The 13,637-nt window shown below is 71.6% G+C and carries 8 protein-coding genes and 1 pseudogene; 3 read left to right on the top strand and 6 right to left on the bottom strand.

Annotated elements, in window-relative coordinates:
• Positions 1-60: 60 nt before the first annotated feature.
• On the top strand, positions 61-1,461 hold the full coding sequence (locus tag AB8998_RS24525; protein ID WP_369736302.1) for an IS1380 family transposase: 1,401 nt from the start codon (positions 61-63) through the stop codon (positions 1,459-1,461).
• Between the two features lie 467 nt (positions 1,462-1,928).
• Here the strand turns inward: AB8998_RS24525 and AB8998_RS24520 are convergent, their stop codons facing one another.
• The 4 genes and pseudogenes from AB8998_RS24520 to AB8998_RS24505 form a co-directional block, all read right to left on the bottom strand.
• Complete coding sequence (locus tag AB8998_RS24520; RefSeq protein WP_369740303.1) at positions 1,929-2,942, bottom strand: nucleoside hydrolase; 1,014 nt, start codon at positions 2,940-2,942, stop codon at positions 1,929-1,931.
• Between the two features lie 22 nt (positions 2,943-2,964).
• Positions 2,965-3,581 (bottom strand): annotated as a pseudogene (locus tag AB8998_RS24515) (2OG-Fe dioxygenase family protein).
• A 127-nt stretch (positions 3,582-3,708) separates the two neighbouring features.
• Positions 3,709-5,712 (bottom strand): SDR family oxidoreductase, encoded by a 2,004-nt coding sequence (locus AB8998_RS24510; protein WP_369740301.1) that lies wholly within the window; start codon positions 5,710-5,712, stop codon positions 3,709-3,711.
• Positions 5,713-5,764: 52 nt separating this feature from the next.
• A complete protein-coding gene (locus AB8998_RS24505) occupies positions 5,765-6,469 on the bottom strand; it encodes a histidine phosphatase family protein (protein ID WP_369740299.1) in 705 nt (234 codons plus the stop codon).
• A gap of 102 nt (positions 6,470-6,571) precedes the next feature.
• Here AB8998_RS24505 and AB8998_RS24500 point away from each other — a divergent pair, with 102 nt between their 5' ends.
• Entirely contained in the window at positions 6,572-7,441 is an 870-nt protein-coding gene (locus AB8998_RS24500) for a MaoC/PaaZ C-terminal domain-containing protein (protein WP_369740297.1), read from the top strand.
• Between the two features lie 83 nt (positions 7,442-7,524).
• Here the strand turns inward: AB8998_RS24500 and otsB are convergent, their stop codons facing one another.
• The gene (gene otsB / locus AB8998_RS24495; protein ID WP_369740295.1) at positions 7,525-8,757 is read right to left on the bottom strand and encodes a trehalose-phosphatase; all 1,233 of its coding nucleotides are present in this window, start codon (positions 8,755-8,757) and stop codon (positions 7,525-7,527) included.
• Complete coding sequence (locus AB8998_RS24490) at positions 8,714-10,087, bottom strand: wax ester/triacylglycerol synthase domain-containing protein (RefSeq protein WP_369740293.1); 1,374 nt, start codon at positions 10,085-10,087, stop codon at positions 8,714-8,716. Before AB8998_RS24490 ends, otsB begins: the two co-directional genes overlap by 44 nt.
• Positions 10,088-10,247: 160 nt before the next feature.
• Here AB8998_RS24490 and AB8998_RS24485 point away from each other — a divergent pair, with 160 nt between their 5' ends.
• Positions 10,248-13,529, top strand: coding sequence for an error-prone DNA polymerase (locus AB8998_RS24485; RefSeq protein ID WP_369740292.1), 3,282 nt, complete (start codon positions 10,248-10,250; stop codon positions 13,527-13,529).
• Positions 13,530-13,637 lie beyond the last annotated feature (108 nt).

Raw genomic sequence — 13,637 nt, 5'->3', positions numbered from 1 at the left:
CCGCAAGGATAATCGGAGTATTCGAGGCTCGGTTATCCAGGATGGGAGTGCACCTGTCAGATGCAGGCTACTACGGATTGGTCGAAGAATGTCCGAGTTGAGGTCCGTGGCGACGACGTGGTCGGGCACGCCGGTAACGTGATACCCCGGTTGCTGGCCGACAATCTGGGTTTGACCAGCGGTTTGTCGTCGGTGCTGTCGCGCCCAGAAGTCACCCACGACCGAGGCGCGGTGTTGCGCGATGTGGCGGTATCGATCGCCGGCGGCGCGCAGAACCTGGCCGGCACCGCGGTGCTGCGCGATCAGCACCGGTTGTTTCAGGCGGTGGCGTCGGTTCCGACGATGTGGCGGTCCCTGGGCGAGATCGACGAGCAGAGCATCACCGAGGTCACGGCCGTGCGCAACAAGGTCCGCTCTCGGGTGTGGGAGGCGATCGAGGCCCGCCACGGTGCGATCCCGGCTTCGCAGACCTGCTATGGGGACCTCGGGGACACGATCGTGATCCGCATCGACGCGTCGCTGATTCAGTCGCACAGCGATAAGCAGCACGCCGCAGGCAATTTCAAAGGCGGGTTTGGCTTCCACCCGCTGTTGGCGTGGTGTGACAACACCGGCGAACTGCTGGCGGTGATCGCCCGTGCAGGCAACGCCGGCTCGAACACCGCGGCCGATCATATCGCGATCATCGACGCCGCGATCGCGGCGATCCCGGCCAAGTGGCGCCGCAAGTTGCTGGTCACCATCGACGGCGCGGGTTCAAGCCACGCCGTCGTCGAACACCTGGAGAAACTCAATGCCCGGCCGGGGATGTCAGTGGGCTACTCGGTCGGATTCGACCTCGATGAGCGGGTCCGGGTCGCGATCGGCCAGATGCCCGATGCGGGATGGCAAGCCGCACTGGATGCCACCGGAGCGGCCCGTGACGACGCCCAGGTCGCCGAGTTGACCGGGCTGCTGCGCCACAGCACCGGAGGGGATCGGCTGGTCGGCTGGCCGGCCGGCATGCGCATCCTGGTGCGGCGCGAAGAAATCGAACACGGCACCCAGTTGTCATTGTTCGAGCAGCTGGCCGGCTACCGCTACCAGGTCCTCGCCACCTCGACTGCCGGTGGACAACCCCAGCGACTGGAAGCCCGCCACCGCGTCCACGCCCGGGTGGAGGGCTTCATCCGCACCGGCAAAGACACCGGCCTGGCCCGCTGGCCCTCACACTCGTTCGCCATCAACACCGCTTGGGTCACCGCCGTCGCGATCGCCATCGACCTGCTGTGCTGGATGCGACTGCTACTCCTGGACGGCCCACTGGCCAAAGCCGAACCCGCCACCCTGCGCTACCGGCTGCTGCACGCCGCGGCCCGGCTGATCAAACGATCCCGCTACCTGATCCTGCGGATCCCCCAAACCTGGCCCTGGGCACAAGAATTCGCCGACGCCCTCAACAGGGTCCGCGCCATACCCTGACCCACAGGCCCCTATGCCCTCTCGACCCCAAGAAAGGAGTAACCACCCCCGGGATAAAGGACCCGGCGTCACCGCACGACACGCGGCGCCGCCGCCTACCCCCAGCCTCAAAACCTCGACAAAGCTGCCGCCCCGCAGACCGCCACAGCAGAACCCGGGCCACCGTGAAATTCTGAGGTCGGTCACGCCCGCCCGGGCCCGCCGCCGGTCGACGCCGGCCAGGCCGAACGCCGTCATCGAGTGCACGGTGTCGACCCAGACGCCGGCTGCCAGCACCTCGGGGGTGGGGTTGATGCCCGACAACAGCGCCTGGGTGAGATGACGCGCCCCCAGGATGCGGGCGACGACGAGCGAGGGCGGTCGACGTGCACGCCGTGCACCCGGGTCAGTACGACACCGGGAGCCGCCAGCAGCGCGACGCCCCACCCCGCGCGAACGATCTCGATGCGGCGAACCTTCATGGCTACTCAGGCCAGCCGACGTGCGAACGTCCCCACCCGGTCGATGAACCGGTCGAAGAACGCCGCCGGGTCGACCTCAACCCCGATGAGCGCATTGGGTTCTCGTCGCCCCGACCAGTCGGTCACCGTCATGCCGCGGGTGTGGGCGCCCGTGAGCTCGACGTCCACCGTCGCCGGGCGCACGGTGACGAGCCCGGGTTCCAGCGCCGCCGCGGCGGCCAGCGGGTCGTGCAGATGGGCCTCGAATCCGTGCCCGTTGTCGTGGTAGGCCTCCAGGTAGAACCGCATCGCGTCCTCGATCACCCGGATCAACGGGTTGGACGCCGTCGAGCGGGTACCGCGTTCGTCGCTCACGCTCATCGGCGCGGTCGTCGACCCCGCGGCGGCCGCCAGCCTGGCGAGGTGCTCGGGCGTCATCGCGACGGTGCGGGTCAGGTCCAGCCCGCACAGGACCGGCAGCTGCGCCCGCCCGGCGCTGAACGCCGCGAGCACCTCGGCGGCGGCCTCGGGGTCCACGCTCATGTTCCATTCCGCCACCGGCGTGACGTTGCCGCGGTGGTCGTAGGAGCCGCCCATGATCACCAGCCGGCGCAGCAGCGTCGGCAGCGCGGGCTCGGCGCGCAGCGCCAGCGCCAGGTTCGTCAACGGGCCGGTCGCCACGCCGATCAGCTCACCGGGGAAGGCGCGGGCCGCTCGCACCCAGGCCGTCGCGGAGTCGTGGCCGGTGAGCTCGAGGCTGCTCGGCGGCAGGTCGGCGTACCCCAGCCCGCGGGGGCCGTGCACCTTCGAGGGCGGACGCAGCGGTCCGGTCAGGGTGTCGCCGGGTCCCTTGGAAACCGGCACCCCGCTGATCCGGCACAGCTCGAGCAGGCCCAGGTTGTTCTCGCAAACCTGTTCCACTCCAACGTTTCCACCGGTCGAGGCGATGCCAACCAGGTTGGCACCGGGGCTGCCCAGCAGGTACAGCAACGCCAGCGCGTCGTCGACACCGGTGTCGACGTCGACGAATACCGGGGTCACCGTCGCAAGACTACCGGGACGCTCACGGCCACCGGGAGGCCAAGGTGACCACCAGGACGTCGCGCTGCGCCGGCGCGCGCGGGTCCAGCGGCCAAATCGGTGACACGCCGGGCAGGGTCCGCCGGTCGTCGCCGAGCGGTAACTCACCGGGCTCGGTCAGCGTCGCCTTCAGCAGGGGGGCGGCCGGCGTCGTCGCACAGGTGCTCTCCTCGCCGACGGCGTTGCGCCGCCCGACCACAAGCGCGCTGACCAGAATCACCCCGTCGTCGCGGAGCGGACCCGGGAGGGGTGCACCTTGACGTTCCATTCGGCCACGCCGTCCAACACGTCCGCGACCCGGCCCAGCAGCTTGATCGGTCGGTGCAGCAGCGGATCCCGGGCGAACGCGTCGGTCAGCGGCGCGAAGTCCCGGCCCTGGCCGACGTAGAGCGGATTCGAGTCGTCGGGCTGGGTGAACGTGCGGTCCGGCATCCGGTGCACAGACCCGTCGTGCAGCAGGAACTGGCCGTAGCGGCGTAGCCGCCGCACGCCTACGGCCTCGGCGTAGGCGTCCGGCGCCAGATATTCCCAGTGCCGGCCGAACCTCGCCCACACCTGGGGGCCCGCCCGCAGGTTGCGTGTCACATTGCCGCAGGGCATCACGAACGCGCCGGGGTGAGCGACCGCACGGCGGCGGTCACCGGGTCGGCGTCGGCCCGCTCGTCGCAAACAATCCCAGCCATGGGGCCGGAATACCGCAATCGCCTGCGGCTAAACGGAAACCGGCCTACCAGTGCACCCCGGGCACCAAACGCATCAGACGCTTGACGGGCCGGGGGGTGCGCAGGCCGCGGGTGCCGGCGCGAGCGGGGCGCCGGGGCCGGCGTTCGGGCGGCCGGGTCGGGGCCGGGGCGGTGGGCAGCCCGCGCGCCGCCGCCGAATCGGGGTAGCCCAGGTACAGCTGGTGCAGGATGCGCCGCGAGAGCCGCGGCGCGAAGTAGTGGCCGGCCTCGGCGAGCGTGCCCAGCGGGGGGTCGATGCGCGCCGGCTTGTCGACGAGACCGCGCACCACCATCGCGGCCGCGCGCTCGGGGCTGATCGGCGGCACCGGGTTGAGCCGGTGCGACGGCGCGATCATGGGCGTGGCGACCAGCGGCATGTGGATGTTGGTGAACGTGACGTGGTCCGACAGCGTCTCGGAGGCGACGACGTCGGCGAACGCGTCCAGCGCCGCCTTCGTCGGCAGATACGAGCTGTACTTGGGGTTGCGGGCCTGCACACCGGCGCTGGAGACGTTGACGACGTGGCCGAACCGGCGTTCGCGCCAGTGCGGCAGCAAGGCCAGCACCATGCGTACCGCGCCGAAGTAGTTGACCGCCATCACCCGCTCGTAGTCGTGCAGCCGGTCGGTCGAGTTGACCACAGAGCGGCGGATCGAGCGGCCGGCGTTGTTCACCAGGTAGTCGACGTGGTCGAAGCGGCCCAGGATGTCTTTGACGGTGTGCTGCACCGACGCGGAATCGGTGACGTCGCAGGGGAAGGCGTGCGCGTCGCCACCCTCGGCGCGGATCTGGGCTACCAGCTCGTCGAGCGCGTCGCCGTTGCGCGCCAGCGCGAACACCTTTGCACCGCGCCGCGCGACGGCGACGGCCGACGCCCGCCCGATGCCGCTGGATGCCCCGGTGATGATGACGTGGCGGCCGTGCAGCGGTCCTCTGGGGTCATCGCGGCGGGCGCGGTCGGGATCGAGGTGTTCGGCCCAGTACCGCCACAGCTTCGGCGCGTAGGAGGCGAACCCGGGCACTTCGATCCCGCTGCCCCGCAGGGCTTCCCGGGTCTGCTCGCTGACGAAGGTGGGCTTGAGGTCGACCAAGTCGAAGATCCCGGCCGGAATCCCGAGCTGGGTGGCCGCCATGTCGCGCAACACCCGGGCGCGTCCGCGCACTCTCAGCAGCGGCGCGGCCACCGAGCCGGGCAGCGACCCGCGCGCCGGCGGCAGCCCCGCCGCTTTGGCGACGCCACGGTAGATGCCTTGCAGGCCAATGGTTTCCGGAGCCGTCAAATGGAACGTCTGACCATCGCGACCTTCGGCGTGCAGGAGCGCGACCAGCGCGTCGGCGACGTAGTCGACCGGGACGACGTTGGTGCGCCCGGTGTCGGGGAGCAGCATCGGGGTCAACGAAGGCAGCACCGCGAGCTTGGCCAGCACGCCGAAGAAGTAGTAGGGCCCGTCGATTTTGTCCATCTCGCCGGTGCGCGAGTCGCCCACCACCACCGCCGGGCGGTAGATGCGGTGGCGCAGCCCGGGCGCCGAGCGCACCAGCGATTCGGCCTCGAACTTGGTCTGGTGGTAGGGGGTCGGCAGCCGCTGGCCTACGTCGAAGTCGTCCTCGGTGTACTCGCCACGGAAGTCGCCCGCCACGGCGATCGACGACACGTGGTGCAAGGTGGCGCCGAGCCGCTCGGCCAGCTCGATCACCGCGCGGGTGCCCTCGACGTTGGTGGCGCGTTGCGCGGCGTCGTCGGCGGTGATGTCGTAGACGGCCGCGCAGTGCACGACGTGGTCGATCTCGCCGAGGTCGTCGAGGGTCTGCTCGGTCAGCGCCAGGTCGGGCAGCTCGCCGACCAGCGGCCTGGCCCGCTCACCCCACTCGGCGGCCAGGCGTTCGAAGCGGCCGAGCGACCCGCGACGGACCAGCACCCAGACCTGGGCGTCGGGCCGGGTGTCGAGGAGACGATCCACGACGCGGCGACCGATGAACCCGGTACCGCCGGTAACGACATACCGCATGCAGCCATCGTGCGGGTCGGCGCCGCACACGTCAACCGGTGCGGGCGTGAAATCAGTTGGCGAAGCTGCGGATGCCGTCCCAGTCGACCAGCGTCCAGCCCGTGATCGGGTTGCCGGTGAGCACCACGCGGCCGGTGTTGGGCAGGGGATGGTTGGTCAGCAGGCTGTCCTTGCCGTTCTGGGCGTTCATCAGCGTCCACACCATGATCGCCGTCCCCTGGCTGAAGACGACGGGCTTGGCGTGGCCGTCGTCGTAGATCTTGCGGACCGCGGCGGTGAACCGGGAGTTGAAATCGGTGCCGCTGGTCGACCCGGGGACGCTGTCCTGCCGGTCGCCGTTGAGCCAGTCCGCCGGGGCCAGCAGGTACGTCGAGGCGGCCATCGTCTCGGGTTTGCCGTTGTACCAGCCGGCGTTGATCGGCCGCAGCCCGTCGAGCACCTCGACCTGCTTGCCCATCTCACCGGCCAGCGGCCCGGCCGTCTGCTGGGCGTCGGCCATGTCGGAGGCGTAGACGGCGTCGAAGTCGTGATGCGCGTGCGCCACCTGCTGGGCCTGGCCCTTGCCGTCGGCGCTCAGGCCGGGGCCCGGAATCGAGGTGTCGATCAGCCCGTCGGACTCGGCCTGGGACTGGGCGTTGCGGATGAAGGTCAGGGTGATGCTGCGGGCCTGCGGTGACCCACCGCCGCAGGCGCCGACGACGACCGCCGCGGCCAGCACCGCCACTGCCTTGAGTGCGTTCCCCATGCGCGTGGACATGGCGATAGCCTGCCCTGCCGACGGCCCCGGTGGGAAGGGTTTGCGATGGTTGGTACGAAATAGGGGCAAAAGCTTCGATTCCGGCGAGAAGGAGACTCCCTCATGGCGATTGACCCCAGTGCCGTCGGCGCGGTGACCGAACCGATGGAGTTCGCATGGACCGACCGGGACACGATGCTGTACGCGCTCGGCGTCGGCGCCGGTCTCGACGACCTGTCGTTCACCACCGAGAACAGCCACGACATCACCCAGCAGGTGCTGCCCACCTACGCGGTCATCTGCTCACCGGCCTTCGCGGCGGCGGGCAAGATCGGGACCTTCAACCACGCCCTGCTGCTGCACGGGTCGCAGGGCATCCGGCTGCACGCGCCCCTGCCGCCCGCTGGCAAGCTGTCGGTGGTCTCCGAGGTCGCCGACATCCAGGACAAGGGCGAGGGCAAGAACGCCATCATCGTGCTCCGCGGCCGCGGCACCGACCCCGCGTCGGGCGAGCTGATCGCCGAGACGCTGACCACGCTGGTCATCCGCCAGTCGGGCGGGTTCGGCGGACAGCCCGGTCAGCGGCCGGTCGCCCCGGAGATCCCCGACCGCGAGCCCGACGCGCGCATCGCGCTGCCCACCCGCGAGGACCAGGCGCTGATCTACCGGCTCTCCGGGGACCGCAACCCGCTGCACAGCGACCCGTGGTTCGCCAAGGAGTTGGCCGGGTTTCCCAAGCCGATCCTGCACGGCCTGTGCAGCTACGGGGTGGCCGGCCGCGCGCTGGTCGCCGAGCTCGGTGGCGGCGTGGCCGCCAACATCACCGCGATCGACGCGCGGTTCACTTCGCCGGTGTTCCCCGGCGAGACGCTGACCACGCTGATCTGGCGCACCGAACCGGGCAAGGCGGTCTTCCGCACCGAGGTGTCGGCGCCGGACGGTTCGGACGTCCGGGTCGCGCTGGACGACGGCGCGGTGGAGTACGTGGCTTAGGGCGCCGTCCCGGCGGCGCCGGCGCTGCGTGGGCCGAGTGTCGGCCGACGGAACGGGTCGCTGTGCGCGGGAACCTCCGCGGGTCAGTTCCCGCGATCGTCGGTCAACCGTCGCGCCAGCCGGTTGGTGAACTCGCTCACCGCCGCGGGGCTGTCCAGCCCGAACAGCGCGGCGGTGGCGCGGTCGCCGTCCTCGTCGTGGCGCACGAGGATGGGCACGCCGCCGTCGCGCACCGCGTCGAACGCGTCCTCGTCGGTGATGTCGTCGCCCAGGTAGATCGGCGTCAGCGCGCCCGAGCCCGCGAGGTGCAGGTGCTCGAGCACCCAGCGCAGCGTCTTGCCCTTGTCCCAGTCGAGGTCCGGGCGCAGCTCGATGACCTCGCGGCCCGTGGTCACCCGCAGCGCGCTGTGCCGGCCGGCCGCGCGCACCGCCGCGGCCACCTCGCCGACCCGGTCCCGCGGGGCGTTGCGGTAGTGCACGGCCACCCCGAATCGCTTGTGCTCCACCATGACGCCGGGAATCGGCCCGAGCCGCTCGCGCAGCTGGGCGGCCGCACGCTCCAGCACGGGGATGGCCGCGGCCGCGTCGTCGTTCTGGTGGTGTGTCCCGTCGGGCGCGGTCAGCTCGAACCCGTGGCTGCCGGCGTACCAGATTCCGGGTACGCCGACACGGCGGGTCACGTCGGCCAGGTCGCGGCCGGACAGCACGGCGACCGGGCACCGCGCCGCCAGCTTCTGCAGCGCCGTTGTCGCGCCCGCGATGGGCCGGGCCGCGTCCGGGTCGTCGACGATGTCCGACAGTGTGCCGTCGAAGTCGTAGAACACCGCCGGGTTCGACGGCGGGTCCAGGGCCTGCGCCGCGTCGGGAAGCTGCGACATCCGGTGGTCCCCGGTCCGCACCATGAGCTCGTCCACGTCGGCCACCACCGCGTCGGCGCCGGCCTCGTCCAGCGCGTCGCGGCGCCCCGCCCGGTCTTCTCCCGCGGCCACGCCGACCACCAACGCGAAACCGCCCTCGCGCGCGGCCGTGACCCCGGCGACGTCGCTCGCCACGACGACGCAGCGGCCCGGCCGCACCCGCAGGCGCTCGGCCGCCGCGGCCGGGTCGTCGGCGCGCGCGGCGAACAGATCCGCCGGTACGTCGCGGCGGTGGCCGGGCGCGAAGACGGCGGTGCCGAGCCCCACGTCGGCCAACCGGTGCACCATCGTCACCGCCGATTCCAGCGCTTCGCCCCCGGCATCGGTCACCGCGTCGAGGGCGAAGACCGCGGCGTCATGGCGGCGGGGGTCGATGACGACCGGCTCCGGCGTGCGCACCACCCAACCTTCTCATGGTGGCCGGTGCGGCCGGGGCCGGGCCGGTGCCGCGCGTGCGCCGGCGGTCCCTGGCGAACAGCACCACCGAGTCCTCGCTGAGCGCCACCAGCCGGGCCATGCCGACCTCGATGGCGGCGGCCAGCCGCCTGACGTCGCAGGCGGCGTGGTAGTCGGCGGTGATGCCGAAGACGAGCTCGTCGCCGTAGCCGAGCACCGCGACACCGGTGCTCAGCCGCGCGGCCGTCGGGGGGATCGGCAGCAGGCGCTCCATGGTCTGGCCCATCAGCCGCAGCTGGCGCCGTGGGCCCGGGAGGCTGGTCGCCAGCGTCACCAGGTCGCCCTGCGGGAGCCGGTCCATGAGCTGTAAGAGATTGCCCCGCAAGATCGTTGGCAGGTGTTTCAGCGCCGACTCGACGATGCCGGCGCCGGGCTGCCCGGCCTTCCGCCGGGTCGCCACGGTGCGGAGTCGGCGCACCGGGTCGTCGTGTTCGACCGGCAGGTAGACCGGCATGGCCGCGCGGCTCGGCGTCGGCACCACGGTGGGCAGCGAATCGGCCCGCGGCTGCTCGCCGCGCTGCAGCAGCACCGTGCGGAATCCCTCGGTGATCGCCGCGAGCGCGACGTCGTCGGCGGTCACGCCGAACTTGCGGCAGACGCGGTCGACGTCGGCGATCGGCACCCGCACCGTGCGGTACCGGCGCATGGTGGCCGCGCCGGGCGGCGTCCGCAGCGCGGGGCAGACCGCGCCCACCAGTGCGTTGGCGACGGTACCCGCGGCGGACGACGCCCGCCACAGCGCGTGCGGCCACCCGTGCCCGGCGGGTTGCGACGGCGAAAGCTGTTCGGCTACAACGTGGTTGGCGAACTCCGCCGGGTCGTTCTCGTCGCACAACCGGGTGAGCAGGCGGGCGGGGGAGTTGTCCCCGGTCAGGCGGTGGTGCACCTTCATCAGGATCGCCCACTTCCCGCCCTGCAGGCCCTCGATGACCCAGCACTCCCAGGGTGGCCGGTCCGGGTCGAGGGGGCGTTCGAGGGCGAAGGCGATGGCGGCCGACAGCTCGGCGTCGCCGCCCGGGCGGCAGATCGCCACGCGGCGCACGTGGTGGGCGAGCTCGAGCCGCGGAGGGTCGACCCACCCGGGGCCGTGAGGTGGGGGCCGCAGCGCCTGGGAGCAACGTGGCAGCGATTGAAAACGTTCGGCCAGAAGGCTTTTCAACAGCGCATGGTTGGGAACTCCGTCGACGACGGCGACCGCGCCGACGGCCAGGCCGGCATGCCGGTCCGCGGAGGTGGTGAGGTAGGACGTGTCCAGTGCCTTCAGCTGCGCCATGCTCGGTTCCCGCCGTCGATTTTTCCTCGCCCCGTACCAGTATCGGGTCCGGCGTCCCGGCGCGGTAGGCCCGTGGCGTTAAGAACGTGTTGTGCAGTTGAAGAGGTGATTAACAACCGCACCCGCCCGTATCGAACAAACATTCGATAGATTGGGGCACGTGGGCTGGTTCAACGGGCCGCCGAGCTGGGCGGAGATGGAGCGGGTGCTCGACGGCAAACCGCGCCACGGCGGTGCGCTGTCGCAGCCCGAGCAGGAGGGCCCCCTGTCGGGCAGGCGCGCGGCGTACCGCCCGCCCGATGGCGGCCGGCGGGCCCGCTCGCCGGTCCCGTACGCCGAGCTGCACGCGCATTCGGCGTTCAGTTTTCTCGACGGCGCCGGCACGCCCGAGGAACTGGTCGAGGAGGCGGCCCGGCTGGGCCTGCGCGCGTTGGCGCTCACCGACCACGACGGTTTCTACGGGGCGGTGCGGTTCGCCGAAGCCGCCGCCGAACTCGACATGCGCACCGTGTTCGGGGCCGAGCTGTCTTTGGGGCCGGGGGCTCGCACCGAGGCGCCGGACCCGCCCGGCCCGCACCTGCTGGTACTGGCCTGCGGCCCGGAAGGCTACCGGCGGCTGTCACGGCAGCTGGCGGCCGCGCACCTGGCCGGCGGGGAGAAGGGCAAGCCCCGCTACGACTACGACGCGCTGACGCGGGCTGCCGGCGGGCACTGGCACATCCTGACCGGGTGCCGCAAAGGGCATGTGCGCCAAGCCCTTTCCGCGGGTGGCCCGGCTGCCGCCGAGCGGGCGCTGGCCGACCTGGTGGACCGGTTCGGGGCGGAGCGGGTGAGCATCGAGCTGACCCATCACGGCCACCCGCTCGACGACGAACGCAACGCCGCGCTGGCTGGCCTGGCGCCGCGCTTCGGTGTCGGCGTCGTCGCCACCACCGGGGCGCATTTCGCCCAGCCGTCGCGCGGCCGGCTGGCCATGGCGATGGGGGCGATCCGAGCCCGCCAGTCCCTGGACTCGGCCGCGGGCCGGCTGGCCCCGCTGGGCGGTGCGCACCTGCGTTCCGGCGAGGAGATGGCCCGGCTGTTCGCATGGCATCCCGGCGCGGTGACCGCCGCCGCCGAGCTCGGCGAGCGGTGCGCATTCGGGCTGGCGCTGATCGCCCCGCAGCTGCCGCCGTTCGAGGTTCCCGACGGGCACACCGAGGACAGCTGGCTGCGGCACCTGACTATGACGGGTGCGCGTGACCGCTACGGGCTCCCCGAGGCCGCCCCCCGCGCGTACGCCCAGATCGAGCACGAGCTGAAAGTCATTGCCCAGCTGACGTTTCCGGGTTACTTCCTGGTGGTGCACGACATCGCCCGGTTCTGCCGGGACAACGACATCCTCTGCCAGGGCCGGGGGTCGGCCGCCAATTCCGCGGTCTGCTATGCCCTGGGTGTGACCGCGGTGGACCCGGTGGCCAACGAGCTGTTGTTCGAGCGCTTCCTGTCGCCGGCCCGCGACGGGCCGCCCGATATCGACATGGACATCGAGTCCGACCAACGCGAAAAGGTCATCCAGTACGTGTACGACAAATACGGCCGCGACTACGCCGCCCAGGTCGCCAACGTGATCACCTACCGGGGGCGGATCGCGGTGCGCGACATGGCCCGCGCGCTGGGCTTCTCCCAAGGCCAGCAGGACGCGTGGAGCAAGCAGATCGGCCACTGGAACGGGCTCGCGGACTCACCCGACGTCGCAGGCATCCCGGCGCAGGTGATCGACCTGGCGCAACAGATCCGCAACCTGCCACGCCACATGGGCATCCACTCCGGGGGCATGGTGATCTGCGACCGCCCGATCGCCGACGTGTGCCCGGTGGAGTGGGCGCGCATGGCGGGGCGCAGCGTCCTGCAGTGGGACAAAGACGACTGCGCGGCAATCGGTTTGGTGAAGTTCGACCTGCTCGGGCTGGGCATGCTCTCGGCACTGCACTACGCCATCGACCTGGTGGCCGAGCACAAGGGCATCGAGGTGGACCTGGCCCGGCTGGACCTGTCCGAGCCGGCGGTGTACGAGATGCTCGCGCGCGCCGATTCGGTCGGCGTGTTCCAGGTGGAGTCGCGCGCGCAGATGGCCACGCTGCCGCGCCTTAAGCCGCGGATCTTCTACGACCTGGTGGTCGAGGTCGCGCTGATCCGTCCCGGCCCCATCCAGGGCGGGTCGGTGCACCCCTACATCCGGCGGCGCAACGGCCTGGACCCGGTCACCTACGACCACCCGTCGATGGAATCGGCGCTGCGAAAGACGCTGGGGGTGCCCCTTTTTCAGGAGCAGCTGATGCAACTCGCGGTCGACTGCGCCGGCTTCTCCGCCGCCGAGGCCGACCAGTTGCGCCGCGCCATGGGCTCCAAGCGCTCGACCGAGCGCATGCGGCGGCTGCGCGACCGCTTCTACGACGGGATGCGCGCGCTGCACGGCGCCTCCGAGGAGGTGATCGACCGGATCTACGAAAAGCTGGAGGCCTTCGCCAATTTCGGCTTCCCGGAAAGTCACGCGCTGAGCTTCGCGTCGCTGGTGTTCTACTCGTCGTGGTTCAAGCTGCACCACCCGGCGGCGTTCTGCGCGGCGCTGCTGCGTGCCCAGCCGATGGGTTTCTACTCGCCGCAGTCGCTGGTGGCCGACGCGCGCCGCCACGGCGTGACGGTGCACGGCCCGTGCGTCAACGCCAGCCTGGCGCACGCCACGCTCGAGAACGCCGGCACCGAGGTGCGCCTGGGGCTGGGCGCGGTCCGCCATATCGGCGAGGATTTCGCCGAGCGGCTGGTAGAAGAGCGAAAGGCCAACGGCCCGTTCGCTTCCCTGCTGGACCTGACGGCCCGGTTGCAACTGAGCGTGCCGCAGACCGAGGCGCTGGCGACGGCCGGGGCGCTGGGGTGCTTCGGCATGTCGCGGCGCGAGGGCCTGTGGGCGGCCGGGGCCGCGGCCACCCAGCGGCCGGACCGGCTGCCCGGGGTGGGGGCGAGCTCGCACGTCCCGGCGCTGCCGGGGATGAGCGAGCTGGAGCTGGCCGCCGCCGACGTGTGGGCCACCGGCGTCTCCCCGGACAGCTACCCGACGCAGTTCCTGCGCGAAGACCTCGACGCGCTGGGGGTGGTGCCCGCCGGGAAGCTGCTGAGCGTGCCCGACGGCGACCGGGTGCTGATCGCCGGCGCGGTGACCCACCGGCAGCGCCCCGGCACCGCTCAGGGCGTGACGTTTGTCAACCTCGAGGACGAGACCGGGATGGTCAACGTGCTGTGCACGCCGGGGGTGTGGGCGCGGCACCGCAAGCTGGCGAACACGGCGCCGGCGCTGCTGGTGCGCGGTCAGGTGCAGAACGCCAGCGGCGCCGTCACCGTCGTCGCCGAACGGCTGGGCCGCATCAGCCTGGCCGTCGGATCGCGCTCCCGCGACTTCCGGTGAGGCCCGCCGGCCTCACCTCCGCGAGGGTGCGCAGAATGCCACCCAACCCCGGCGTGTCGCGTGCAGACACGCACCCTCGCGAGGGGAGGAGGTCCCGACGGTAGTGTC

The sequence above is a fragment of the Mycobacterium sp. HUMS_12744610 genome (genome assembly GCF_041206865.1).
In the GTDB taxonomy this organism is placed as follows: Bacteria; Actinomycetota; Actinomycetes; order Mycobacteriales; family Mycobacteriaceae; genus Mycobacterium; species Mycobacterium servetii.
Note: the sequence above shows the minus strand (reverse complement) of the source record. Positions and strands in the feature narration are given on the sequence as shown.